Here is a 24,410-nt window from a genome sequence, read left to right on the forward strand (position 1 = left end):
AGGCATGGCCAAATCCCAATCTGTCTTTGTCTGCCAGTCCTGTGGCGCGGTCCATGCCCGTTGGCAGGGCCGCTGCGAAGCCTGCGGGGCTTGGAACACCATTGTCGAAGAAGCCCGCGAAAGCCCGCAAGCCCTCAGCCCTTCGGCCCGGGCGCGCGGCAAAGGGCCAGGCCTCACGTTTCAAGCGCTAGACGGTGTCGCCCAAGCCCCTCCGCGGCTTGCAACCGGGATTGAAGAATTCGACCGCGTCTGTGGCGGGGGCTTGGTGGAGGCTTCGGCCATTCTGGTTGGGGGCGACCCCGGCATTGGCAAGTCAACCTTGCTGCTACAGGCAGTGGCAAATGCCGCCGCGCGCGGCATCAAATCGGTCTATGTTTCCGGCGAAGAAGCCATCGCGCAAATCCAGGACCGGGCCCGCCGGATGGGGATTGAGAAAGCCCCTGTGCAATTGGCGGCCGAAACCCGCCTTGAGACCATTTTGGAAGCCCTGAAGCACGAAAAGCCCCAACTCGCGATTATCGACTCGATCCAAACCGTATGGACCGAAACGCTGACCGCGGCACCCGGCACCGTCGCCCAAGTGCGCGCCTGTGCCCATGAATTGGTGCGCTATGCCAAAAAGGCCGGCACTGCGATTATCCTTGTTGGCCATGTAACCAAGGATGGCCAGATTGCGGGGCCACGTGTGGTCGAACATCTGGTCGATGCAGTCCTGCAGTTTGAGGGCGAACGGGGCCATCATTTCCGGATCTTACGCGGCCTGAAGAACCGCTTTGGTCCGACCGACGAAATTGGTGTGTTTGAGATGGGCGACGCGGGTCTGCGCGAAGTCACCAATCCGAGCCAGCTCTTTTTGGATAATCGCGGCCATGCCCGCCCCGGCAGCGTGGTTTTTGCTGGGATTGAAGGCACACGGCCGGTTCTGGTGGAAATCCAAGCCCTCGCCTCACCCACGGCATTTGGCGCACCAAGACGGGCCGTGGTTGGCTGGGATACCACACGCCTTGCAATGATCCTGGCTGTATTGGAAACACGTTGCGGCTTGGCCTTTGGCGGGCGCGATGTCTATCTGAATGTGGCCGGGGGCCTTAAAATCAGCGAGCCAGCAGCCGATCTTGCGGTGGCCGCCGCCCTCGTCTCGGCCCTCTTTGACCAAGCTTTGCCGGAAGATTGTGTGGTATTTGGTGAAATTGCGCTTTCAGGCGATGTGCGCCCTGTTAGCCGCGCCGATGCCCGCCTTAAAGAAGCCGAGAAGTTAGGCTTTACTCAGGCCTTCCTTCCGCGCGCGGCTTCGTCTAACACCACGGCAAAGGGTTCAAGCCAAGCCCGCCGACTCGTGGCAGGGCAGACAGGCGTAAAGCATCGTGTGATTGCCACCGCCGGCGATCTTGTGGCGACCATCACAGGGCAGGACTATCCCGAGACGCCTTAGTCTCTTTTGGAGCAGTGTGTATGAACGGATTTGATATCGTCATTCTTGCGATAGTGGCGATCTCAGCTCTTTTGGCCTTTGCACGCGGGTTTGTCCGCGAAGCCTTATCAATGGCGGCCATGTTCATTGCCATTCTCGCGGTCCTCTGGGGCTTTCCGGTTTTCCGCGAACCAATGCGTGGGCTTATTGAGACTGGATGGCTAGCGGATGCGGCAACAGTCGGCGGCATTTTTATCCTGATCTATATTGCCGTGCGCGTGATGACGGGTCGTATCCATGAATGGATCCATGATTCAGAGCCATTAGGGATTTTGGATCGAACTGCAGGCCTGCTTTTTGGTGTCGCGCGGGGTTTTGCCCTTGTCGGTGTTGCCTGTCTGGTCGTGACCTCCATCGCCCCGCCCAGCATGTTGCCGAAATCATTTCAGGAAGCGAAATTCTACCCGATGGTCATGCTAACAGCCGACGCACTCAAGCACTTGGCACCGCAGGCTGGACAAGCCGCAACCAATATGGCCCGAGGTGCCGCTGCCGCGGGTGAAGACCTAGCTCATTCCCGCAAAGGTGATACAGCAAATGTGCTGGATTCATCCGTAGACGGCGAGCCCGTAAAGGCTCAAAAGGCCCCCACTTGGACGTTGCGTCCACATAACTCAGTGACCCCTGACCCGGAGAGCGAAAAATGAACCCTCAGTGCAATGGGCAAGACGCGCAAGCCGGTGCATCCGGCGTCACGGGTGACATTGAAGTTTGGCTGGACCCATATGAAGATCGGCTGCGCGAAGAGTGCGGCGTCTTTGGGATTGCCCATAATGCCGAAGCGGCTGTTCTGACCGCTCTCGGCTTGCATGCCCTACAGCACCGGGGTCAGGAAGGCTGCGGCATTGTTACCTTTGATGGGGCGCTCTTCCATAACGAGCGTCACATGGGCCTTGTCGGCGACCACTTTACCGGCAATGATTTGATGAAGCGCCTGCCTGGCCAAAATGCCATTGGCCATGTGCGCTATGCCACCCAGGGCGGGACGATCCTGCGCAATATCCAGCCCCTATTTGCCGACCTTTCCGGTGGTGGCATTGGCGTCGCCCACAATGGTAATCTGACCAATGCCCGCAAATTGCGCGAGCAATTGGTTGAAAATGGCGCGATTTTCCAATCGACCTCTGACACCGAAGTTATCTTGCAACTGATTGCTCGCTCGCGCGCGCCGCGCATGATTGAGCGCTTTGTCGATGCCCTCCATCAGATCGAAGGGGCCTATGCCTTGGTGGCTTTGACCAATAAGAAGCTGATTGGCGCGCGTGACCCCTTGGGTATTCGCCCACTGGTTTTGGGTGACCTTAACGGCTCACCCGTCCTCGCATCTGAGACCTGTGCTTTGGATATGATTGGCGCGACTTTTGTGCGCGAGATCGAGAATGGCGAAGTCGTGGTCTGTTCTGAAAAGGGTGTGGAAAGCATCAAGCCATTTGGCCAACGGGCACAGCGTCCTTGCGTGTTTGAATTCGTTTATTTCTCGCGTCCGGACTCGGTTGTCGACGGCAAGTCCGTCTATGATGTGCGCAAGCGCATGGGCATGCGCTTGGCACAAGAGACCAAGATTGAGGCCGACGTCGTCGTACCTGTCCCAGATTCTGGTGTGCCGGCCGCTTTGGGTTATTCAGAAGCCTCTGGCATACCCTATGAATTGGGGATTATCCGCAATCATTATGTTGGCCGTACTTTTATTGAGCCGACCCAACAAATCCGCACCCTCGGCGTGCGCCGCAAGCATTCGGCTAATCGTGGTGTCTTAGAAGGCAAGCGCGTCGTGCTGGTGGATGATTCCATCGTACGGGGCACCACCTCACGCAAGATCGTCCAAATGGTGCGCGATGCAGGGGCAAAAGAAGTGCATTTGCGCTCGGCCTCCCCCGCCATTCAATGGCCAGACTTCTATGGCATCGACATGCCCGACCGCGACCAATTGATTGCTGGCCACAAGAGCGTGGCAGAAATGGCTGAGATTTTGGGGGTGGATTCCTTGGGTTTCCTCTCCGTTGATGGTCTTTATTGGGCCTTGGGAGAAGCGACCCGCAACCCCCATGCGCCGCGCTATTCCGATCATTGCTTCACTGGCGATTATCCAACCCGATTAGTCGATTTCGACCGCTCCCAATCGGATAAAGATCACCAATTGTCCTTCTTAGTCGAAGCCTAAGACTCCCACATAGCGAGAATAGTCATGACCGATACGAAAGTCGTCCTAGTAACCGGGGCAAGCCGGGGCATAGGCCGTGCTGCAGCCCTCGCCTGCGCCCGCGCAGGGATGCAAGTTATCGCCACGGGCCGTGCACAAAAGGCCTTAGAAGATTTGGATGACGACATTCGCAAGGCTGGCGGCTTGCCTGCCACCATCGTGCCGATGGATTTGACCGATTTTGACGCGATTGATCGCTTGGGCGGGGCCTTGTTCCAACGCTATGGTCGCTTGGACGGGATGATCCATGCGGCTGCCCATTTGGGGGAGTTGACGCCCGTCGCCCACGCCACTCCGCGTATGGGTGAGCAGATGATTGCTATCAATCTGACCGCAAGTTGGCGTTTGATCCGCTCGATGGAGCCCTTGTTGATCCAAGCCCCTGCAGCGCGCGTGATCTTCTTCACCTCAGGCGTCGCCCATCATCCGCGCGCCCATTGGGGCCTCTATGCGGCCACAAAAGCTGGCGTGGAAGCGCTGGCTAAATGCTGGGCCGATGAGATCGAGTTCAAGAAAGTTGTGGTCACAGTGCTCAATCCGGGTGGTGTGGCAACCATGATGCGCAAAAATGCTTTCCCTGGCGAGGATCAGGCCACCCTGCCCCAGCCCGAACATCTTTCCAGCATGATCTTGGAATTGATGAGCGAAAGCCATACCCAGACCGGGACGACGGTGCATTTCCGCGAGACAGAGCATTTCAAAGCTTGGCAGGCGGCCCACCCACAAAAGGACTAGGCCTAGCGGGGGCTGGGCTGGCCCAACATCCCCCGCCATGTTCCCGCCCAAGTCCCGCCATAGCGGGCGCGCCGCTTGGCATTAAGGGTCACAAGCGCGACCAGATATTTCACTCCATTGACCAAAAGGATTGTGGCGGGGCGATAGGCTAGGCCATATTTGCGCGAAATATAGGCCCGTGACCAAGCTTGGCAGGCGCGCATCAAAAAGGCGGTTTTCAAATTGGGCGTGCTGGACTTGCCACGCAAATGTATAACCACGGCTTCATGCACATAAAGGATCGGATAGCCCTGATCGACAACGCGGCGGCACAAATCATCATCTTCAAAAAATAGGAAAATATTGGGGTCAAAGCCGCCAAGGGTGTGAAACAATTCACGCCGGATCAGCATGCAGGCCCCAGACAACGCCGGCACACACGCATCGCCGCTGGGCACGATCTTGCCGCTGTGCTTGCTTTTCAGATACGTCGAGAGAATGGAACGCGGCTGGAAAAAGTAAGAGCCGTCTTCTTCATAAATTCGCGGGCCAAAAAGGCCTGCATGCGGATAAGTTTCAACAGCTTCTAAGAAGCGCTCAATCGCGTGATCTTGCACCATGGCATCTGGATTGATGAAGAGAAGCCAGTCGGTGGTTGCCGCCTCTGCCCCGCGATTATTCGCAACGCCAAAGCCCAAATTGGTTTCGCTTGCAAGGACGGTTGCCCCCTTGTCACGCGCGATTGTGCGGGTTTGGTCGCGGCTCGCATTATCGACAACTAAAGTGGCCACACCTTGCGCCTCTAGGGCCTCCACGCACGGGCCGATGACGGCCTGGCTATTATAGGTCACGATAATGGCCGTGATGCTGGCTGGACTCATAGCGCGCATAGTTTCGATGGAGGCAAGGCCATGGTGCAAATCCCGTTTCCGAGACCCAATTAGAGCTTGATTTCAGCCTGAATTAAAGGACTAGCGCGTCTTTTTATTGGCGCGTGAGGCATTCTTTCCCAGCTTCTTGCCACCAGTTGGGATGCGGGCCTTGGGGGCGAACGTCGCACTCTTGGGCTTAGCGGGCTTTGGCTTTTCAGCCGCCTTGGGCGCACGGTCAGACGATTGGGCATGTTTGGCTGCTGCTTCACGATTTTTGCGCGACAAGTTAGGCCGCCCGCTGTCATCGCCTGCATAGGGGTTTTTGGGCGCGCGCACCATAAAACGGATCGGCACCGCTGGCATATCAAACGCCTTGCGAATGCCATTGACCAGATAGCGCACATAGGTGTCGGGCAATTGTGCCGCCCGGCTAGCGAGCAAAACAAAGGTGGGCGGACGGGCCTTGATTTGGGCAATATAGCGCGGTTTCACCCGCCGCCCATCCACCGCAGGCGGTGGCTGTTTGGTGACGACTTCTTTCAGCCAGTCATTGAGGTCGCGCGTCTTGACCCGGGCATTCCAGTCCTCATGCACGTCCAGCACTGCCGGCATAAGCTTATCAAGGCCACGGCCCGAGAGGGACGAAATAGGCACCAGAGGCGCGCCCCGTGTTTGCGGCAAGACTTTATCCGCGCGCTCTTGCAAGCTTGCCAAGCGGGCTTGGGTATCTTCGACGCGGTCCCATTTGGCGAGCACATAGACAAGGCCACGGCCCTCGCGCGCCACCAAATCGGCAATCTGCAAATCTTGCTTTTCAAAGGCCTCGTCAGAATCCATCACCAAGAGGCAGATTTCGGCAAAGCGAATGGCGCGCAAGGTATCGGCAACCGACAGCGTCTCAAGTTTTTCTTGGACTTTCGCTTTGCGGCGCATACCGGCGGTATCGACCAAGCGCACGGGGCGGCCGTCCCACACCCAATCTACACCGATGGAATCCCGCGTAATTCCAGCTTCGGGGCCGGTCAACAAACGCTCTTCGCCGATCAGGGCGTTGACCAGCGTCGACTTGCCCGCATTGGGTCGACCGATAACAGCGATGCGCAACGGCAGATTGCTTTCATGCTCTGCCAGATCGCTCCAGCCTAACCCCGCAAAGTCATCCTCATCTTCGACAAATTCACCGGTCTGCGGAGCTTCGTCTTCGGCCTCATCTGCCTCGTCGAACTCATCTGCAACCACCGGCGCTGCGGCGCGATCGCCCATTAAAGTGAGAATGGCCGAATAAAGGTCAGACATCCCTTCGCCATGTTCGCCCGAAATGGGGATCGGCTCGCCAAGACCCAAGCCATAGGCTTCCAGCACACCGGCATCGGCCAATTTACCCTCTGCCTTGTTGGCAGCGAGGATGACGGGCTTGCCAGAGCGACGCAAAATATCTGCAAAGACCTCGTCTATGGGCGTGATCCCCGCACGCGCGTCGATCAAGAACAGACATAAGTCAGACTCATGAATACCCGCTTCCGTCTGAAGCCGCATGCGCGCTTCAAGGCTTTCATCGGCCGCGGTTTCAAAACCTGCCGTGTCGATCAGAGTCAGGTCTAAATCGCCCAGCCGCCCACTGGCTTCGCGACGGTCGCGGGTGACGCCTGGTGTGTCATCCACAATCGCAAGCTTGCGCCCTGCCAAACGATTGAACAGGGTGGACTTGCCAACATTGGGTCGCCCAACGACCGCGATTTTAAGAGGTGGGGCCACGACCTAGCGGAGCGCCACGACAACGCCGTCATGGGTGTAGAAATACAAAGTCCCATTGGCGACGGCAGGGGGTACAAAGATTGGCGCTTTCGCATCCCGGGTGAACAGGGTGGTGCCATCTTCAGGCTTTACCACTTCAATCCGACCGGCCGATGAGGCCAGAACCAAACGCCCGCCAACCATCACCGGGCCAGTCCAGGAAATCAGATTCTTTTTCTTCCTCTCATTGCGATAACTTGGCAATTGTCGGGTCCATTTGATCCCACCCGTCTTGACGTCCATGGCGACCAATTCACCGGTCGTGGAAACCACATAGACGAAGTCGCCCGCTACCCACGGCGTTTGGATAGACGCGATTGGCTTTTCCCAGACGCGTGTGCCAGTGCGCAATTCAATCGCAGCAAAAGTACCAGACTGGCTTGCCGCAAACACGATACCGCCTGAGACAACAGGGCGACCGGCAATATCATTGATGGTGGATAGCGAGTTCGATGAGCCTGCGCGCGTCAAAGCTTCTGACCACAGCCTGCGGCCATTGGCCGACAGATAGGCGATCACTTCACCCGAGGCAAAGGGGGCGACCAAGGTTTCCCCAACCAAGGCCGGGCTGGGGCTGGAGAGCATACGCGCAGATTCCGCAATCGCCGACTGGGTCCATTGGACGCGCCCGGTTGCAGCCTCGACCGCAAACAATTCGCTGTCATTGCTGGTTACAAAAACCCGGCCACCACCTGCCAAGGGTGAGGCATGGATGGGTGAGCCTGCATCTATGCGCCAAATCTCTTGGCCATTATCGGCATTGAGCGCGACAAGATTGCCAAATCCGGTTGCTGCATACAGACGGCCATCCCCAAATGCGATACCCCCGCCAATCGCGGTGCTTTCGTCGCGGCTAAAGAAGCGGCCACGCGCTTTCGAGACTGGCACGAGCGACTTGCGCCAAATCTCGCGCCCATTGGCCTGATCGACCGCATGCACGGTACTTTTGGAATCGAAGACAAACAGCTTACCGTCAGCAATGATGGGAGTTGCCGTGATGGCCCCGCGCGCGCCCGCGCCTTGACCAACCTTCTTGCGCCACACAATCGCCAATGGGCCAGACCCGGCAACATTTTGCGGCGCATTGCTGGCGACGCCACCGGCATTGGGCCAAGATGATAGGTCTTGCGCCTCAGGCACGGTAACAGCCACGCTTTCCAGCGCAGGGTCCTTGGTCAACTGCTCTTCCAGGCCCAAAACCGAAATACGTTCTTTATCCTCAGCAATCGCTGTCTGTGGCTTGTCAGAGCCAAAGGGCCACAGGTTCGAGGCGGTGTTTTGCAAAGAGGCGCAGCCCGAGACCAAGACCAGGGCGCTGGTCGTGGCAAGGCCAAGAGCGCGCAGACGGCGGGGCATAAAGGTCATAGACCATCTCCAGACTTGGGTTGTTCTGCAGGGGCAGGCGCGGCAGGTTCTGCGGCAGGAGCCGGGGCCGTACGGTTTTTCTCAATCTCTTTAATCTGGCGCTGTTGGGCTTCGGTGATCGCCTTTTGCCGCGCCATACTGGCCTGCCGCTCGCGCTCAATCTGGGCCAGAACTTCCGGTGACACCGCACCTCCGGCTTCTTGACCGGCTGGTAGCGGGGTTTCGATCACCCGTACATTGGGGGGAAGCTTGGTGCCGGGCGGCAATTTAACCCCGGGTGGCAAGCGAACAATGCGGGGATTTTCTGGCGTCCCTTCACCTTGGGCTTGACCTTGTGCAGCTTGGGCTTGTGCGGCTTGCATTTGCGCCATTTGCTCTGGCGTCATACCCCCTTGGCCTGCTTGCTCCGGGATGACCATTGGCGTCTTAGAAGCGGTTGCCGCCGCATCAATCACAGCCAAGGCTTGGCCAGCGCGAGCGCGCACGCCTTGTGGGGCTAATGGATCGAGTTGCAACAGCGCATAGGCAGCACGCGCCCCTGCTGCATCGCCTGAAGACCAAGCAACCGCGGCAGCCAGCTCGCGCGCAAGCGGCGCAAACGCGCCTTTGCGGTCAATAATCGGCTTCAGACGCGCGTTCAGCTGATCTTTTGTTTCGCTATCGGCAGCAATATAGGCGGCACGCAGGCGCGCCAGATCGGCCAGATCAGCATCCTTAATCTTCTTGGCCGCTTCTTCATAAGCGACACGGGCTTCTGCAGATTTAGATTGTTCTTGCAGCACAGCCGCCCGTTGGAGCATGGCTTGGGCCGCAAAACCAGCCGGCCCGGTCTTAGCAATTTCGCCCAAGCTTGCAGCCCCGCCGGTCAAATCACCCGCTTGCAGTTTGGCCATGGCCGCATCATAGGCAACGCCGGCCTTATCAATCGCCTTGGCCTGTTCGCTCTGCCAGAATTGCCAGCCCGCACTGCCAGCCAAACCCAAGACAATGGCCCCGATCACAAAGGGGGCTACCCGCTTTGCGAGATTTTCCGCGGTCTCTTTGCGCAGCTCTTCTTCGGCTTCGCGAAATAAATCAGACACGCTCTCTTCTCCATCGATTCTAAAGGCGTCTCAGACATGAGACTTCGTAAGATAACCTGTTGACGCTAAAGGTGGTGGTCGTACAGGGCAAGGTTTGGGCTCGCGCGAAACTGCGACGATTTGAGGGCAAAAGCATTTAAGGGGTGCGTTTTAGCACATAGGTCTCCGCTTCGGCAGGAAATGTCCGTTCGCGCACATCATGCGCATACCGGGCCGCAGCCTGATCAATGACGGTGCCGAGATCGGCATAACGGCGCACAAATTTCGGGGTCCAAGGAAACATGCCCAGCATGTCATCGGTGACGAGAATCTGACCGTCACATTGGGCTGAGGCACCAATTCCGATGGTTGGGGCCCGTACGAGCGAGCTAACCTCGGCAGCAATATCTTCAGCAACGCCTTCAACCACAATGGCAAAGGCCCCTGCCCGGTCTGCGGCTAATGCCTCGCGCAGCACGCGGTCGCGCTCTGCTTTGGTGCGGCCCTTGGCGCGAAAGCCGCCATCCACATTCATCGCTTGAGGGCGAAGACCCACGTGCCCCATCACGGGAATGCCGCGATCCACCAAGAAAGCAATCGTATCGGCAATGCCCTCGCCGCTTTCCACTTTCACCGCTTGGCAGCCGGTTTCCATCATGACGCGGCTGGCCGAGCGCCAAGCCACTTCATGGCTTTCCTCATAAGAACCAAAGGGCAAATCGACGACGACCAAAGCCTGATTAGAGCCCCGCATGACTGCACGGCCGTGCAGGATCATCATATCCAGCGTCACGCCCACCGTAGAATTCAGCCCATGGACAACCATGCCGAGACTATCGCCGACCAACAGCACATCGGCATGGGGGTCAAGCAAACGCGCCACGGGGGCGGTATAGGCTGTTAGACACACAACCGGCGCCTTGCCCTTGCTGCTGGCGATATCGCGCACGGTTTTGCGTTTGGTGGTTTCGGTTTGAGCACTCATGGCTGCGTCTCTACACCGAGGCGCGCGCAGGCTAAAGGCCCCGCGCCCAATCTGCTGCATTTGTCATGACGGCCAAAGGGCGCGCCCCGCCCGTCTTCTAGATATGGATCACGCGCCCATAGGCATCTAGCACCGCCTCATGCATCATTTCCGACAAGGTTGGATGCGGGAAGACGGTTTCCATCAATTGGGCCTCTGTTGTCTCTAAAGTCATGGCGATGCCATAGCCTTGGATCAATTCGGTCACTTCGGTGCCCACCATATGGGCCCCCAACAGCTCGCCCGTCTTCTTGTCAAATACGGTTTTGACCAAGCCTTCCGGCTCACCCAAAGCAATCGCCTTGCCATTGCCGCTGAAGGGGAATTTGCCGACGCGGACATCATAGCCTGCCGCTTTAGCCTTTTCTTCGGTCAAGCCAATGCTGGCCACTTGTGGGTTGGAATAGGTACAGCCTGGAATGCGGGCCACATTGAGTGTATGGGGGTGCAGGCCTGCAATGGCCTCTACACAAGACACACCCTCATGGCTCGCCTTATGCGCCAGCCAAGGTGCGCCAGTCAGATCGCCGATGGCATACAGGCCTTTGACATTTGTGCGCCCAAATGCGTCGGTCACGACATGGGTGCGGTCGATGGCGACGCCTAAATCTTCCAGACCCAGATTTTCCACATTGCCGACAATGCCCACCGCGAGAATGGCGCGATCTGCCTCGATGGTCTCCGCCTTGCCGCCGCTTTCGATCGTGGCGGTGACGGTAGTCGCGCCCGCCTTGAGCCCCTTCACCGAAGCGCCCGTAATCAAACGGATACCGCGCTTTTGGAAGGCCTTGGCAGCAAAGCCTGAAATCTCGGCATCTTCGACTGGCAAGATGCGGTCGAGTGCTTCTACCACGGTGACTTCTGAGCCGAGCGAGCGGAAAAAGCTTGCAAACTCAATCCCTATGGCACCAGAGCCAATGACCAGCAAGCGCTTGGGCATGGTGTCGGGCACCAAAGCTTCGCGGTAGGTCCAGATCAGCTTGCCATCAGGAACAAGGCCTGCGGCAGGAATGGTGCGGGCACGGGCCCCCGTTGCCAGAATGACGTGCTTGGCTTGAAGATTGCGTGTGCCGCCAGAAGCAAGATCGATCGTCACGCCCGGTGCCTCGGTACCCTTGGTGAGGCGGGCGGTCCCGGCAATCACTTCAATCTTATTCTTCTTCATCAAATAGGTGACGCCGCCGGATAATTGCTTGGCAACTTTGCGCGAGCGGTCGACAATCTTCGACAAATCAAAGCTCGCCCCCGTAACCGACAAGCCATAGGCTTCGGCATGCTTGATGTTTTCATAGACATCGGCAGAGCGTAACAAGGCTTTGGTGGGGATACAGCCCCAGTTCAGGCAGATCCCACCCAAATTCTCACGTTCTACAATGGCGGTCTTAAAGCCCAATTGGGTTGCCCGTATGGCCGCGACATAGCCTCCAGGTCCAGATCCAATGACAACGACATCCACAGTATCCACGGCCATCCAAAACTCCCACTCCTAGAGCGCTTTTGTCTTTAGCCTGCTTTTGGCCTTGCGTGGAAGGCCTTGAGCTACCCGATACCGAATGCCCCCTTTACGCCATCGACGATGAACTGGGCGGCTAGGGCAGCCAGAATAATGCCGAAGATCCGCGTAATCATGGCTGCAACCGTTGCGCCCATGATCTTGGTCAAAGGTCCGGCCAATAAAAACCCTAAGAGGCACAAGATCAAATTGGCTCCAGCGCCAGCCAAGACCATGCTCTGTTCTGTCAAACTATTGGTCTCAGAAAATAAAAGCATGATGGACGCAATCGCACCCGGCCCTGAGATCAAAGGGATGGCAAGCGGGAATACCGAGACATCTTCAAAGCGTTCTGGATGCTTTTGGGCTTCGGCCAGAACCTTCTCATTGCGCTCTTCGCGCCGCTCTGTTCGCTTTTCAAACAGCATGTCGACGGCAATCAAGAACAAAAGCACGCCGCCGGCCAAGCGGAACGCGTCGAGCGAGACATGCAGCTTGCCAAGTAGCCATTGGCCGCCAAAGGCAAAGCCCACCAGGACCAATGTCGCCACACCAACCGATTTGAACGCCATCTTTTGTTGCCACGCCCGCGTCGTGTGCTGGGTTAAGGTGGCAAACATGGGCGCGACCCCTGGCGGGTCGATCACCACGAAAAAGGTCACAAAAGCGGCGAGAAACAGTTCGAGCATGGGTGACCTCTAACCCGCTTTGGGGCTGGGGTCATCCTCTAGCAGACAGTTATCGCACCCCTGCCCTAGCGGCGGGGATCATCAAAGTCGCGGCGGCGTGGACGCGGCTCCGGCAATGGTGAAATCGGCCCCCGCCGGTCAATGAGCGTCGCGCGCGCATAGCTGTCGCGCTCTGGCCCCAAAAAGCGGACCGCAGGCTTTTTCTGCCCGCGGCCTCGCGACCCCCCAAACCCAAACCAACCCATATCCGGAATCTCCGCTCCGATTGCTTTTTATGGGTGTAGCTTAATCGAGATTGGTTAATTCGGCCCCAGAGATCGTGGTTAAATAAATGTTGCAAAACAACACTTGACCCAACTCTGGGTCTCGGTGTCATATCTAGCAAGAATACATCACACTAATCAAAGTATTCACACCCGCGGGAGGCGTTTGAAACATGTCAAAATTCGAGACTTATGAAGCCAAAGACGGTTTTCGTTGGCGCTTTAAGGCGACCAATGGGAATATTTTAGCCGATTCTAGCGAAGGCTATTCCTCAAAAGCCGCACGGGACAATGGGATTGAACTGTGTCGCAAAGGTGAGCTGAAGTATGAGGTCTTTGAATCCAAGGGCCAATATTATTGGCGCGCCAAGTCAAAGAATGGCAATATCATCGCCGATGGCAATGAGGGCTATCAGGCTAAAGCCAGCTGCGAAAACGGCATGGAATCCTTCCAACGCCAAGCACCAGACGCACCGGTCGTTGAAGTCGACTAAAAGCACAAAGCGTGTAAGGCAGGCCCCGCCTGCCTTACAGCATCAGGCCGATTGGCTCTTCAATCAGGCTCTTAAAGGCGGCTAACCAAGCCGAACCAATCGCGCCATCGACCACACGGTGATCGCAGGTCAAAGTCACGCTCATCACCGTCGCAATGGCCAGCGCGCCATTTTTGACAACGGGGCGCTGCTCGCCAGCCCCAACGGACAAGATGCAGCCTTGAGGCTCGTTGATGATGCTCATGAAGCTTTTGATCCCCATCATGCCCAGATTGGAGATGGAGAAGGTGCCACCGGCATAATCCTCTGGCATTAGCTTCCGATTGCGCGCTTTATCGGCCAAAGTCTTCATTTCGTCTGAGATAGCTGCCAGGCCTTTGGTTTCGGCTTTGCGGATAACTGGCGTAATCAAGCCGCCGTCAATGGCAACCGCCACGGCAATATCGGCATGATGATGGATCAAAATCCCGTCGGGCGTATAGGATGCATTGGCCTCGGGAACCCGCTTACAGGCAAGCGCGGCGGCCTTGATGACAAGGTCATTGACCGACACTTTGGCATTTTGAGCGGCACCGACTTGATTGAGCTGCTTGCGCAATTCCAGCAATTTGTCGATTTCCAGATCAATGGTGAGCGGGAAATGCGGCACGTCGCGGAAGCTCTCGGTCATGCGGCGCGCAATGGTCCGGCGCATGCCGTCCAAGGGTACCACATCATAGGTGCCTTCGGCATAGGGCAAGGGGCTGGGCGCGCGCGGTGCGGCAGAGGGGGCTGGGGCTGGGGCTGGCGTGGCGGCGGCGGGCGCCACTTGTGCCGCGCTTGCACCTGCCTGAGGCGTTTTCCCGCGAGCGGCTTCCACATCTGCCTTCACAATGCGGCCATTAGGACCGCTACCCTGAATGTGGGCAAGATTGATCCCGGCAGCTTCTGCGATGCGTTTGGCCAAGGGCGAAGCCATAATGCGGCCGCCGTCAGCGGCTGCAACCGGGGCTGCGGCTGTTGCAACGGGGGCTGCGGCTGGTGCCGGGGTTGGCGCTGGTGCGGCAGCAAGAGGTGCTGGTGCAGCAGGCGCGGTCGAGGGTGCATCGCCCTCACCTTCGATGCGAGCGATCACCGCATTGACCTTCACACCTTGGGTACCTTCGGCGACCAAAATCTCCAGCACTTTGCCTTCATCCACCGCTTCAACTTCCATAGTGGCTTTGTCGGTCTCAATCTCGCACAGGATGTCGCCCGACTTCAGCACGTTGCCAACTTTCACATGCCACTTTGCCAAAACGCCCTCTTCCATCGTTGGGGACAAAGCGGGCATCAAAATATCGATAGCCATGGGCAAATTCCTCAGCGATTGGTGACGGCGCGGGCAGCCGCGACGATATCTGCCGCATTCGGCAAGGATAATTTCTCAAGATTGGCGGCATAGGGCAGCGGCGTGTCTTTTTGGTGGACCCGCAGAGGGGGGGCATCAAGCCAATCAAATGCCCCATCGATCACGCAGGCGATGACTTCGGCACCCACGCCCATCGGGCCCCAGCCCTCTTCGGCCGTGACCAAGCGATTGGTCTTTTTGACCGAAGCAATAACGGTTTCGGTATCCAGCGGACGCAGGGTGCGCAAATCGATCACTTCGGCAGATATCCCCAAAGCAGCCAGTTCCTCTGCCGCCTGCAGCGCAAAGCCTACCATGCGCGAATGGGCGGTGATGGTAAGATCGGTGCCTTCGCGGCGCACTTTAGCCTTGCCGATGGGCACCACCCAATCATCGCCCTCTGGTACATCAAACTCAATCCCGTAAAGAAGCTCGTGCTCGAGGAAGACCACGGGGTTTGGATCGCGGATCGCGGCCTTCAGCAAACCCTTTGCATCAGCGGCATCATAAGGCGCGATGACTTTCAGACCCGGCACATTGCCATACCAGCTTGAATAATCATGGCTGTGCTGAGCGCCCACGCGCGAGGCAGCCCCGTTTGGACCCCGAAACACGATTGGTGCGCTGATCTGTCCGCCCGACATGTAATGAACTTTAGCGGCGGAATTAATAATGTGGTCAATGGCTTGCATCGCGAAGTTCATGGTCATGAACTCCACAATCGGCTTAAGGCCTGCCATAGCAGCGCCCACGCCCATGCCGGCAAACCCATGTTCGGTAATCGGGGTATCAATCACGCGGCGGTCGCCAAATTCTTCCAACAGGCCACGGCTGACTTTATAGGCACCCTGATATTGGCCGACCTCTTCGCCCATGAGGAAGACGTCCGGGTCGCGGCGCATTTCTTCGGCCATGGCATCGCGAAGTGCATCGCGCAAGGTTACTTTGACCATGGGCGTGCCCGGCGGCACTTCTGGATCTACCAGTACCACAGAGGCCGGTGCGGCACTTGGTGCGGGCGCCATAACAGGTGCAGGTGCCACTGGCGGTGGGGCAGAGGCTGAAGTGGTGGCGACCTCATCGCTGGAAATGCGGGCAATCGGCGTATTGACCTTCACACCTTGGCTGCCGGCTTCCACCAACAAGGCTTCGACCACGCCTTCATCGATGGTTTCAACTTCCATCGTGGCCTTATCGGTTTCGATCTCGGCAATCACATCGCCTGATTTGACCGTGTCACCGACCTGCACCAGCCATTTGGCCAAAGTGCCTTCCTCCATGGTTGGAGAGAGTGCGGGCATGAGGATTTCAATCGACAAGGCAGGCTCCATATTTTTTGGATCAGTTTGGGCCTGCCCGTGGCAGGCCCGCGCTATTCGGTATGTGCCACAACGGGGAAAACCAACGCCGCAGCCAAAAACCCATAATGGGTTGCTTATTTCTTCTTCGCCTTTGGGGCCGGTGCCTTTGGTGGCGGGGCTTTCTTGGCAGCTGGGCGACCCATTTCGGGAGGGGCCAACAAACCACCTGGCTTCTGGTGCTCGTTCAATTGGAAGCGAACCGCAGCATATTCTTTTTCAAAAGCTGTTTTGCTGGGTTGGAAGACCGTATTCACCCCATCTTGGACAACTTTTTGGATGACTTCATAATCCTCTTGGCCATTTTCGCCCCGGCAGGTGCGCACTTGATTGATGCGGTCAGGCATGGCGCGCAACTCGTCCAACAGGGCGTTAAAGCCATTGCGGGTGTTTTCGGTCGCAAATGCCTCTGGCGTCAGAGAGGCCAAAGCTGTTGGGCAGGCCGAAGCATATTGGGGTTGGGCAGCCGACCCTGACAAGGTGCCAACGAAACGGCCTGTTGGTGCGGTCCAAGCCGATAAGGCGGCTTGGGGGGCTTCCGCCACGGCAGGCTCATTCTTCCGCTTGGATTGCTTAGGCGGTGGCAATTTGCCAATCCGCTCGATATTGGCGGTTGCAGCGGCGTTTAGGCTGTTAAAGGTTTTTGCTTCTTCATTGGCGGTATTGGACAAATAGTCGCCCAAATTGATCCGAATGGCCTCGATGTCGCGACGCGCATTTTCAATCAAGCAATCCTCATAAGCATCCCACTTTTCGCGCACAGCTTCAAAGCGACGCTTCTCGCCCTCAACAAAGCTGCGGCTCGTGCTTTCTTGGATCGCGGCGGCATCCATATCAAACTTAAACGCAGGACAGCTTGGGGTATAGGTCAGGGCATCGACCTTGCCACCACTGAAATTACCAGGATGGACGGGGATATTGCTGGTGGCGGGGGCTGCTGCAGGGGCTGCGGTTTGCGCGAAGGCAGGCACGCCGCCCACTTGGGCCCCGACGGCTGCGACAAGGCCGATAGCGGCAGTGGCAATGAGTGTGGTCTTCATGGCTTTCATTTTGTTTTCTCCCACAAGGGGCCTGCCTTTAGGCTTAGGCCTCAACATAAATGTGACGCATCAGTTCCGATGGATCGGGTTCTGGGCTTGTTTGAGCGAAATCAGCCGCATCGGCTACAATTTCTTTCACGTCCCGGTCGATCGCTTTCAGGTCCTCTTCGGTAAACAGCCCATGCTCAAGACCATAATGGCGCATGTGCTCGATGGGGTCGCGGGTATCGCGTACCTGTTTTGGCTCATCTTTGGGGCGATATTTAGCCGGATCGGACATGGAATGGCCACGATAGCGATAGGTCTTCATTTCTAACAGGAAGGGGCCTTTGCCAGAACGCGCATGCTCTAAGGCGCGCTCTGCAGCTTTGCGCACGGCCAAAACATCCATGCCATCGACTTCCTCGCCGACGATTTCAAAGCTGATACCGCGCTTGAACAATTCGGTTTCTGCTGAAGCTCGCGCCACACTGGTGCCCATGGCATATTGGTTGTTCTCGATCACATAGACGACCGGCAACTTCCACAGGCTGGCCATGTTGAAGCTTTCATAGACTTGGCCTTGGTTGGCCGCGCCGTCGCCAAAATAAGCGACCGAGACCGACTCATTGCCACGATAGCGATTGGCCAGTGCAAGGCCCGTCCCCAAAGCGACTTGGGCACCCACAATGCCATGGCCGCCATAGAAATTAGCCTCTTTCGAGAACATGTGCATCGAGCCGCCCTTGCCGCGGGAAGAGCCGCCAATGCGCCCGGTCAATTCAGCCATAATCTCACGCGGGCTCATACCACAGGCCAGCATGTGCCCATGGTCGCGATAGCCCGTGATGACTTGATCGCCCGGCTTTTGGGCTGCCTGCATGCCGACAACAACGGCTTCTTGGCCAATATACAGATGGCAAAAGCCTGCAATCAAACCCATACCATAAAGCTGGCCAGCACGCTCCTCAAAGCGGCGGATCAACAGCATGTCGCGGTAATAGGCGAGCGCCTCGTCCCGATTGACTAAGTTAGATGGAGAAACAAGAGCGGACCCGGATGATTTCTTGGCAGCCATCGATGCGTACAACCCTTCTCAGAACACGATATCCATAGGCAGAAGCGCACGATACGTCCAGTTGCGTTCACGGATTGGGGGTCTGCGAAGATGCAGAAGATGGTGTGGCAACTGCTGTTTTTGGCAGAGACAAGGCAATATCGTCTGGTCCTGCAAGCCCCAATTGGGACATGGCGCGCTCTTCCACATAATCCGAATCAACTTGGCCTGCCCGGTAGCGGGCAAGCTTTCGCTCAAGCTCGGCGCGTTGCTTCACCAACACATCCCGCTCTGCCATCAAACGGTCGGCGGTTTGGGCATAGGAATGCCACGACAGCACCCCTTGTTGGCCTATAAAAAAGTGCACCGCAAAATAGACCAACACCCCTGAAAACAGGAAGGTTGAAATCCGTATGCCCTTTAAGAATGCCATACCCACAAAGCCTTTTGGTGGCGTGGCCGCTGGTTGCTAAGCCCATGCCATCTTGTGCCTAAACTTGGTAAACCAAGTGTTAGCAAATCACCCGCGGGCGATCTTCAACGCACCGTGCCCCGCAAAGACGGCTTGGCCTTCCAGCATTTCTTCAATGCGGATCAATTGGTTATACTTGGCGGTGCGGTCAGCGCGGGCCAGAGAACCCGTCTTGATCTGCCCACAATTGGTCGCCACCGCCAGATCGGCAATGGTTGCATCCTCAGTCTCGCCAGAGCGGTGCGACATCACCGACGTATAGCCATTGCGGTGCGCGATCTCGACCGCATCTAACGTCTCCGAAAGCGTACCGATTTGGTTGACCTTCACGAGGATGGAATTGGCCAAACCATCGCGAATACCTTGTTGCAGGCGCGCAGGATTGGTCACGAACAAATCATCGCCAACCAATTGGCACTTCTTGCCCAAAAGCTGGGTCAGCGCAGCCCAACCCACAAAATCATCTTCCGACATGCCATCTTCGATGGAAACGATGGGGAATTTGCTGACGAGGCCTTCGAGGTAGCGGGCCATATCGTCTGGGGCCAAAGTCTTGCCCTCGCCTGTCATGGCATATTTGCCGTCCTTGAAGAATTCAGTGGCCGCACAATCAAGCGCCAAAGACACATCTTCGCCGGGCTTATAGCCTGCCTTTTCAATGGCTTTCATGATGACGCTCAAGGCTTCTTCAGCCGACGACAGGTTTGGCGCAAAGCCGCCTTCATCGCCCACATTGGTGCTATGGCCCGCATCCTTCAACAACTTTTTGAGCGTATGGAAGATTTCAGATCCCATGCGGACCGCTTCGCCAAACGTATCAGCGCCCAGCGGCATGATCATGAATTCTTGGATATCGATGGGGTTATCGGCATGAGCCCCACCATTGATAATATTCATCATCGGCACAGGCAGCACGCGGGCATTGACGCCGCCCACATACTTATAGAGCGGCTGGCTGGCTGCCTCTGCAGCAGCTTTTGCCACGGCCAAAGAGACACCCAAAATGGCATTTGCCCCCAAGCGGGACTTATTTGGCGTACCATCCAACTCGATCAAAATATCGTCAATATGGCGCTGATCTTCAGCCTCAAAGCCTTCAAGCGTCTCAAAAATCTCGCCATTGACGGCTTCCACCGCGTCCAGAACGCCTTTGCCCAAATAGCGGGCGCTGTCGCCATCGCGCTTTTCAACCGCTTCATGCGCGCCGGTGGATGCGCCAGATGGTACCGCAGCGCGGCCAAAAGAGCCGTCTTCGAGAATAACATCGACCTCCACAGTCGGATTGCCCCGGCTGTCGAGGATTTCACGGCCAACGATATCGATAATTGCGGTCATAGGAAGCTCCACCTCACTGGCTGCAGCGTGCGGCAATCCATCCGCTGCGTTCGCCAAGCGGGTTAGCGCGACCGCGCGCGCATTGCTAGGCTAAAGACGCACCTAGCCTATGCTAGACTGCAAGCTTAAGCGGGTGAACCTTGGGCTTCAGGCTCGCGCGCATCAACATCATGGCGCTGGCAAATAGGATTGCCCCAAGGCCCTGGTGTGCAACGCCGAGAAGAACCCCCTCGATTTGCGGAGGAGCCCATCGGCCAAATCCAATCAAGGTCGAAATGCCCAACAGCATTTGGCACGCCACCAAAATCGCCACTGCATGGCCCCAGAGCACGATATCGCGCTGACTCGACTTGCGCGTTTGCAGCCAGACCAACACCATAAAAATACCAATCCCATAGGCTCCCAGGCGGTGGTTGAATTGGATGGTGGAGGTATTTTCCACAAAATTGCGCCAAATCGGGCTGAGGGCTGCATAATCCTTTGGATAGAGCCCGCCTGCAAAGGTCGGCCAATCATTATTGACAAGGCCTGCATCGGTTCCCGCCACAAAGGCTCCCAGAACGATTTGAACAGCCAAGAAAATAACAAAGCCAATCGCCCAAGGCGCCACTTTCGCATCACCCTGATGGGCCTGCTTGGGCGTCAACAGGTCGAGCGCCGTCCACAATGCCAAACTCATCAGCAGGATGGCTAAGGACAGGTGGGTTGCCAGGCGATAGGCAGCCACATCCAATCGGTCGCCACTGAGGCCAGAACTTACCATCCACCAGCCGATAAAGCCTTGCAGGCCACCCAAAGCAAACATACCAATCAGCCAAGGCGTCATGCTGGGGCGCAGGTGCCGCATCACCGCAAACACAATCAAGGGGATGGCAAAGGCCAAACCAACCACGCGGCCGAGGAGTCGGTGGGCCCATTCCCACCAGAAAATGAACTGAAACTCACCCAGACTCATGCCTTTGTTTTGCAGCTGATACTCAGGGATTTGCCGATAGAGCGCAAATTCTTGTGCCCATTGCTCTGCATTCAAGGGGGGGATTGCACCATGGATAGGCGACCAATGGGTGATCGAAAGGCCTGAATCTGTCAGCCGCGTTGCCCCACCAACAATCACCATGCACAGAACCAAAAAAGCAATAAACAACAACCAGGTGCCCACACGCACATCATAGAGGCGTTGCCGCTGCTCGGGCAAAGTTACGTCACGTCGCAAATTGGAAACAGGCAATGCATTGGTCATGGCAGCTTGGCGTCCTAAGTAGCGCTACAGTTAGTTGGCCAACTGCCCAAGGCAAGGCCGAAAGGTGGACCAGCGGACCGCTCACAGCGACGTGGTTTGCAGCGCGGTCTGCTTACAGGTTAAAGAGACCAAGGATCAAGGGAGAAGCATGTGAAAGCGACGCATCGACGCGCCATCGGAATTTGCCTGACATTGGTTGTCTTGGTGGTTTATTCTTTCTTTGCAGCTTCAGTCGGTGCTTTGTTTGCAGACAAGCCTTGGTACGCGCAAATCACCTATTTTGCGATTGCAGGCCTGATCTGGGTAGTGCCGCTCTATCCGGTTTATATGTGGATGCGTAAACCTGATCCAGACGAAGATGCCGCAGAGAAGCCCCCCGAAGCGGCGGCCGTGCGCAAGCGGGGCTAAACCCTCTGTTGGAAACTTTGGGGTGAAATGGTCGGAGCGGCGGGATTCGAACCCACGACCCCTTGTCCCCCAGACAAGTGCGCTACCAAGCTGCGCTACGCTCCGACCTTTGTTCGCAGGCAGGTGACTGCTGCGAGGCAGCGGCTATAGACGGCCAAAGTGTTGGCGGCAATCGCTCTTGTCAGAGATTTCTCACACAAGGCCACCTGCCGTGAAGTCGAGCCTCAATCTTGATCGAGATTCTTGGCAAATTCCAGCAAGATCAGGTCATGGCCGCGCGTCATCAATGGGTCGGAATGAATATCAGACATGGAGACGCGATGGCCGGTAGCGGCATATCCGCGACGCGCATAAAAGGCGATCAACTCTTGGCGGCCTTCAATCACCGTCATCACCATGCGGGTTGCCGCAAATGCGCGGCGCGCTTCAGCTTCGGCAGCCTGCATGAGGACTTTGCCCACCCCCCCGCCCTGAAGCGTTGGTTCAACCGCAAATTTCCCAAAGCTGCAGGTTTTAGGTGTTAAGGTGAGCTGCTCGATATCCGCGCACCCGATTAATTGGCCTGCTTTATCTTCTGCGATCAAAAAGCGGTGATGGGGGCTTTCCACCACCTGATCAATTGCTCCTGGCGTAATCCGTTCGCCATCAATCAGATCGGCCTCTGAGGTCCAGCCCTGTTTGCTCTCCTCACCGCGATAGGCGCGCTGCATCAAGGTCACAATCGCGTCGCGATCTGCGGGCGTGGCAAGTCGAATGGTGAGAGCAGACATGAAAACAGCCCTTAAGACGCGATCAGGAAGCGCGGCGCTGAAAGGCGGCGACAGCAGATAAAATCGCCTCGGCCCGTTCCAACTTTTCAAGAGCCGCCCGCAAGCGTGTTTGATCGGCTTGGCTAGGGGCCTGTGTTGCCGCTGTTGGTGCCTCTGCTTCGGCTGTGACGGGTGAAAGCGGATAGACAGGCCCGCGGGCCGCAGCCCCAAGCGCCAAAACTTCCGGATCTGGCTTGATGGGTGGCAAGACATCGCCCTGTGTGCCAGCCCCACGTGACCGCACAAAAGCAACGCCCTGGTCCTTCAAAACCTTTTGAACACCTTTGAGCTGATAGCCGTCTTCTTGCAGAAGCGCGCGGATGCCGCGCAACAGGGCCATATCTTCTGGCCGATAGTGCCTGCGCCCCCCGGCCCGCTTGAGCGGCCGCAATTGGGGGAATTTCCCTTCCCAGAAGCGCAAGACATGGGCAGGCACATCCAAGAGCTCAGCAGCCTCGGTAATCGTCCGAAAGGCCTGTTCCCCTTTTTCGATGCCTGCCACCTTTACACTCAGCCTTTTTCAACCCGCTCCCGCATGATTTGGGAAGCTTTGAAACTTACCACACGGCGCGCAGAAATGGTTGCTTCAACGCCTGTCTTTGGGTTTCGCCCGATTCGGGGGCGCTTGGCTCTAACACTGAAATTGCCAAACCGCGCAAGCTTTACCAATTGGCCGCGTTCAAGCGTCTTGGCCAAATGCTCCAGCATGGATTCAAGTAAATCTGAACAATCATTCCGCGACAAACCCACTTCACGCCCTAAAGCGTCAATCAAATCTGCGCGAGTTAGCGTTTTACCCACGTCTTGCCCCCCTTATTGGCTTGCTAGAACAACGCCCACTTTGTGGTGCATCCATCCAGTCTCCACTTTAGCTACAAGCTCATTAAACCCCTATTTTACAATACGTCCAGTCCCCCTACAGCCGGATCAATGACGCACCCCACGTAAATCCACCGCCCATGGCTTCCAAAAGCACCAAATCACCCTTTTTGATGCGGCCATCTTGGCGCGCGACTTCAAAAGCCAGGGGCACAGAGGCCGCAGACGTATTGCCATGCTGGGTTACGGTGGTGATCACTTTGTGGTCATCCAAGCCCATGCGGCGGGCGACCCCTTCCAAAATGCGCCGGTTGGCTTGGTGGGGCACAAACCAGTCAATATCGGCCACTTCCACGCCAGCCTTGGCGCAACATGCTGCAATTGCTTCAGAAATATTGCCAACAGCATGACGAAAAACCGCTTGGCCTTGCATTTTGAGTTTGCCAATGCGCCCACCTTGGGAAGCGCCGCCATCAACATAAAGCAAATCGGCATGGCGCCCGTCGGCCCGCAGCGCATGGGCAAGGACGCCCCGACCACCCGCTTCTTCAGCCGGCACCGACCCCAGAATCATCGCCCCGGCCCCGTCGCCGAATAAAACGGCCGTTGTGCGGTCAGACCAGTCCAAGATACGGGAAAAAGTCTCTGCCCCGATAACAAGTGCGGTTTTTGCCTGCCCGGTTTGCACCAGCGCGTCGGCAACTGACAGCGCATAGACGAATCCTGAGCAGACGGCTTGGACATCAAAGGCAATCGCAACCGGAATTCCCAGCTCAGCATGAATCAAGGTCGCGGTCGCTGGAAAGGTGCGATCAGGTGTAGAGGTGGCACACACGATCAGATCAATATCTTCGGGCTTTAACGTGGCATCGGCCAAGGCCCGCCGGGCTGCTTCAGTCCCCAAACTTGCCGTGGTCTCAAGGGGTCCTGCGACCGCGCGCTGGGCAATGCCGGTGCGCTCTTGAATCCACGCATCACTGGTGTCGACCATGGTTTCAAGTTCGGCATTGGTCACAATGCGTTCTGGCGTCATCGCGCCACTGCCCAAAAAGACCGATCGCATCAGACCAGAAGCATGTGCCATG

Annotated in this window: 24 protein-coding genes and 1 tRNA gene; 6 read left to right on the forward strand and 19 right to left on the reverse strand. The window is 57.0% G+C overall.

Annotated features, from left to right (window positions below; all coding sequences use genetic code 11):
- Window positions 1-4: 4 nt before the first annotated feature.
- From radA to B7364_RS06140, 4 genes are read left to right on the forward strand one after another with little or no spacing between them, the layout of a single operon-like run.
- On the forward strand, window positions 5-1,432 hold the full coding sequence (gene radA, locus B7364_RS06125) for a DNA repair protein RadA (RefSeq protein ID WP_085339056.1): 1,428 nt from the start codon (window positions 5-7) through the stop codon (window positions 1,430-1,432).
- A 20-nt stretch (window positions 1,433-1,452) separates the two neighbouring features.
- The gene (locus tag B7364_RS06130; protein WP_085339057.1) at window positions 1,453-2,118 is read left to right on the forward strand and encodes a CvpA family protein; all 666 of its coding nucleotides are present in this window, start codon (window positions 1,453-1,455) and stop codon (window positions 2,116-2,118) included.
- Window positions 2,115-3,632, forward strand: a complete 1,518-nt coding sequence (gene purF, locus B7364_RS06135) for an amidophosphoribosyltransferase (protein ID WP_085339058.1) — start codon at window positions 2,115-2,117, stop codon at window positions 3,630-3,632. Before B7364_RS06130 ends, purF begins: the two co-directional genes overlap by 4 nt.
- Before the next feature lie 24 nt (window positions 3,633-3,656).
- Window positions 3,657-4,406: an SDR family NAD(P)-dependent oxidoreductase gene (locus tag B7364_RS06140; protein ID WP_106407574.1), complete on the forward strand. Its 750-nt coding sequence runs from the start codon at window positions 3,657-3,659 to the stop codon at window positions 4,404-4,406.
- 2 nt (window positions 4,407-4,408) lie between these two features.
- Here the strand turns inward: B7364_RS06140 and B7364_RS06145 are convergent, their stop codons facing one another.
- From B7364_RS06145 to B7364_RS06175, 7 genes are all read right to left on the reverse strand, one after another.
- Entirely contained in the window at window positions 4,409-5,266 is an 858-nt protein-coding gene (locus tag B7364_RS06145) for a glycosyltransferase family 2 protein (protein ID WP_157893535.1), read from the reverse strand.
- Between the two features lie 90 nt (window positions 5,267-5,356).
- On the reverse strand, window positions 5,357-7,012 hold the full coding sequence (der, locus tag B7364_RS06150; protein WP_085339061.1) for a ribosome biogenesis GTPase Der: 1,656 nt from the start codon (window positions 7,010-7,012) through the stop codon (window positions 5,357-5,359).
- A gap of 3 nt (window positions 7,013-7,015) precedes the next feature.
- Window positions 7,016-8,416 (reverse strand): outer membrane protein assembly factor BamB family protein, encoded by a 1,401-nt coding sequence (locus B7364_RS06155; RefSeq protein ID WP_085339062.1) that lies wholly within the window; start codon window positions 8,414-8,416, stop codon window positions 7,016-7,018.
- The gene (locus tag B7364_RS06160) at window positions 8,413-9,498 is read right to left on the reverse strand and encodes a tetratricopeptide repeat protein (protein ID WP_157893536.1); all 1,086 of its coding nucleotides are present in this window, start codon (window positions 9,496-9,498) and stop codon (window positions 8,413-8,415) included. The genes B7364_RS06155 and B7364_RS06160 overlap by 4 nt, the downstream gene beginning before the upstream one ends.
- Before the next feature lie 136 nt (window positions 9,499-9,634).
- Window positions 9,635-10,462, reverse strand: coding sequence for a 3-methyl-2-oxobutanoate hydroxymethyltransferase (gene panB / locus B7364_RS06165; RefSeq protein ID WP_085339064.1), 828 nt, complete (start codon window positions 10,460-10,462; stop codon window positions 9,635-9,637).
- 97 nt (window positions 10,463-10,559) lie between these two features.
- On the reverse strand, window positions 10,560-11,972 hold the full coding sequence (gene lpdA / locus B7364_RS06170) for a dihydrolipoyl dehydrogenase (protein ID WP_085339065.1): 1,413 nt from the start codon (window positions 11,970-11,972) through the stop codon (window positions 10,560-10,562).
- A gap of 68 nt (window positions 11,973-12,040) precedes the next feature.
- Window positions 12,041-12,682 carry a MarC family protein gene (locus B7364_RS06175; protein WP_085339066.1) on the reverse strand — a complete coding sequence of 214 codons (642 nt, stop codon included), beginning with the start codon at window positions 12,680-12,682 and terminating at the stop codon, window positions 12,041-12,043.
- A gap of 436 nt (window positions 12,683-13,118) precedes the next feature.
- Between B7364_RS06175 and B7364_RS06185 the strand changes: the two genes are divergently transcribed.
- On the forward strand, window positions 13,119-13,439 hold the full coding sequence (locus tag B7364_RS06185) for a YegP family protein (RefSeq protein WP_085339068.1): 321 nt from the start codon (window positions 13,119-13,121) through the stop codon (window positions 13,437-13,439).
- A gap of 34 nt (window positions 13,440-13,473) precedes the next feature.
- Here the strand turns inward: B7364_RS06185 and B7364_RS06190 are convergent, their stop codons facing one another.
- The 7 genes from B7364_RS06190 to B7364_RS06220 form a co-directional block, all read right to left on the reverse strand.
- The gene (locus B7364_RS06190; RefSeq protein ID WP_085339069.1) at window positions 13,474-14,769 is read right to left on the reverse strand and encodes a pyruvate dehydrogenase complex dihydrolipoamide acetyltransferase; all 1,296 of its coding nucleotides are present in this window, start codon (window positions 14,767-14,769) and stop codon (window positions 13,474-13,476) included.
- A gap of 11 nt (window positions 14,770-14,780) precedes the next feature.
- Entirely contained in the window at window positions 14,781-16,109 is a 1,329-nt protein-coding gene (locus tag B7364_RS06195; protein ID WP_232780829.1) for a pyruvate dehydrogenase complex E1 component subunit beta, read from the reverse strand.
- Between the two features lie 134 nt (window positions 16,110-16,243).
- Entirely contained in the window at window positions 16,244-17,215 is a 972-nt protein-coding gene (locus B7364_RS06200) for a hypothetical protein (RefSeq protein WP_085339071.1), read from the reverse strand.
- A 34-nt stretch (window positions 17,216-17,249) separates the two neighbouring features.
- Window positions 17,250-18,263, reverse strand: a complete 1,014-nt coding sequence (gene pdhA, locus B7364_RS06205) for a pyruvate dehydrogenase (acetyl-transferring) E1 component subunit alpha (protein ID WP_085339072.1) — start codon at window positions 18,261-18,263, stop codon at window positions 17,250-17,252.
- 67 nt (window positions 18,264-18,330) lie between these two features.
- Window positions 18,331-18,675: an FtsB family cell division protein gene (locus B7364_RS06210; RefSeq protein WP_085339073.1), complete on the reverse strand. Its 345-nt coding sequence runs from the start codon at window positions 18,673-18,675 to the stop codon at window positions 18,331-18,333.
- Between the two features lie 87 nt (window positions 18,676-18,762).
- Window positions 18,763-20,049 carry a phosphopyruvate hydratase gene (eno, locus tag B7364_RS06215; RefSeq protein ID WP_085339074.1) on the reverse strand — a complete coding sequence of 429 codons (1,287 nt, stop codon included), beginning with the start codon at window positions 20,047-20,049 and terminating at the stop codon, window positions 18,763-18,765.
- A 112-nt stretch (window positions 20,050-20,161) separates the two neighbouring features.
- Entirely contained in the window at window positions 20,162-21,289 is a 1,128-nt protein-coding gene (locus tag B7364_RS06220) for a COX15/CtaA family protein (RefSeq protein ID WP_085339075.1), read from the reverse strand.
- A gap of 150 nt (window positions 21,290-21,439) precedes the next feature.
- Between B7364_RS06220 and B7364_RS06225 the strand changes: the two genes are divergently transcribed.
- The gene (locus B7364_RS06225; protein WP_085339076.1) at window positions 21,440-21,697 is read left to right on the forward strand and encodes a DUF2842 domain-containing protein; all 258 of its coding nucleotides are present in this window, start codon (window positions 21,440-21,442) and stop codon (window positions 21,695-21,697) included.
- 28 nt (window positions 21,698-21,725) lie between these two features.
- On the opposite strand, the gene B7364_RS06230 is transcribed toward B7364_RS06225, so the two are convergent.
- The 5 genes from B7364_RS06230 to B7364_RS06250 form a co-directional block, all read right to left on the reverse strand.
- Window positions 21,726-21,802, reverse strand: a tRNA-Pro gene (locus tag B7364_RS06230).
- Between the two features lie 119 nt (window positions 21,803-21,921).
- On the reverse strand, window positions 21,922-22,467 hold the full coding sequence (locus B7364_RS06235) for a GNAT family N-acetyltransferase (protein ID WP_085339077.1): 546 nt from the start codon (window positions 22,465-22,467) through the stop codon (window positions 21,922-21,924).
- 22 nt (window positions 22,468-22,489) lie between these two features.
- Complete coding sequence (locus tag B7364_RS06240) at window positions 22,490-23,008, reverse strand: MerR family transcriptional regulator (RefSeq protein ID WP_332835074.1); 519 nt, start codon at window positions 23,006-23,008, stop codon at window positions 22,490-22,492.
- A gap of 8 nt (window positions 23,009-23,016) precedes the next feature.
- Entirely contained in the window at window positions 23,017-23,307 is a 291-nt protein-coding gene (locus B7364_RS06245) for an integration host factor subunit alpha (RefSeq protein ID WP_085339078.1), read from the reverse strand.
- 115 nt (window positions 23,308-23,422) lie between these two features.
- Window positions 23,423-24,409, reverse strand: a complete 987-nt coding sequence (locus tag B7364_RS06250; RefSeq protein WP_085339079.1) for a beta-ketoacyl-ACP synthase III — start codon at window positions 24,407-24,409, stop codon at window positions 23,423-23,425.
- Window position 24,410 lies beyond the last annotated feature (1 nt).

It is taken from the genome of Aquidulcibacter paucihalophilus (assembly GCF_002105465.1).
Classification (GTDB): Bacteria; Pseudomonadota; Alphaproteobacteria; order Caulobacterales; family Aquidulcibacteraceae; genus Aquidulcibacter; species Aquidulcibacter paucihalophilus.

Coding starts and splice junctions, on each gene's coding strand:
- radA (WP_085339056.1), top strand. CDS start 5: ATGGCCAAATCCCAATCTGTCTTTGTCTGCCAGTCCTGTGGCGCGGTC.
- B7364_RS06130 (WP_085339057.1), top strand. CDS start 1,453: ATGAACGGATTTGATATCGTCATTCTTGCGATAGTGGCGATCTCAGCT.
- purF (WP_085339058.1), top strand. CDS start 2,115: ATGAACCCTCAGTGCAATGGGCAAGACGCGCAAGCCGGTGCATCCGGC.
- B7364_RS06140 (WP_106407574.1), top strand. CDS start 3,657: ATGACCGATACGAAAGTCGTCCTAGTAACCGGGGCAAGCCGGGGCATA.
- B7364_RS06145 (WP_157893535.1), bottom strand. CDS start 5,266: ATGAGTCCAGCCAGCATCACGGCCATTATCGTGACCTATAATAGCCAG.
- B7364_RS06155 (WP_085339062.1), bottom strand. CDS start 8,416: ATGACCTTTATGCCCCGCCGTCTGCGCGCTCTTGGCCTTGCCACGACC.
- panB (WP_085339064.1), bottom strand. CDS start 10,462: ATGAGTGCTCAAACCGAAACCACCAAACGCAAAACCGTGCGCGATATC.
- lpdA (WP_085339065.1), bottom strand. CDS start 11,972: ATGGCCGTGGATACTGTGGATGTCGTTGTCATTGGATCTGGACCTGGA.
- B7364_RS06175 (WP_085339066.1), bottom strand. CDS start 12,682: ATGCTCGAACTGTTTCTCGCCGCTTTTGTGACCTTTTTCGTGGTGATC.
- B7364_RS06185 (WP_085339068.1), top strand. CDS start 13,119: ATGTCAAAATTCGAGACTTATGAAGCCAAAGACGGTTTTCGTTGGCGC.
- B7364_RS06190 (WP_085339069.1), bottom strand. CDS start 14,769: ATGGCTATCGATATTTTGATGCCCGCTTTGTCCCCAACGATGGAAGAG.
- B7364_RS06195 (WP_232780829.1), bottom strand. CDS start 16,109: ATGCCCGCACTCTCTCCAACCATGGAGGAAGGCACTTTGGCCAAATGG.
- B7364_RS06200 (WP_085339071.1), bottom strand. CDS start 17,215: ATGAAAGCCATGAAGACCACACTCATTGCCACTGCCGCTATCGGCCTT.
- pdhA (WP_085339072.1), bottom strand. CDS start 18,263: ATGGCTGCCAAGAAATCATCCGGGTCCGCTCTTGTTTCTCCATCTAAC.
- B7364_RS06210 (WP_085339073.1), bottom strand. CDS start 18,675: ATGGCATTCTTAAAGGGCATACGGATTTCAACCTTCCTGTTTTCAGGG.
- eno (WP_085339074.1), bottom strand. CDS start 20,049: ATGACCGCAATTATCGATATCGTTGGCCGTGAAATCCTCGACAGCCGG.
- B7364_RS06220 (WP_085339075.1), bottom strand. CDS start 21,289: ATGACCAATGCATTGCCTGTTTCCAATTTGCGACGTGACGTAACTTTG.
- B7364_RS06235 (WP_085339077.1), bottom strand. CDS start 22,467: ATGTCTGCTCTCACCATTCGACTTGCCACGCCCGCAGATCGCGACGCG.
- B7364_RS06250 (WP_085339079.1), bottom strand. CDS start 24,409: ATGGCACATGCTTCTGGTCTGATGCGATCGGTCTTTTTGGGCAGTGGC.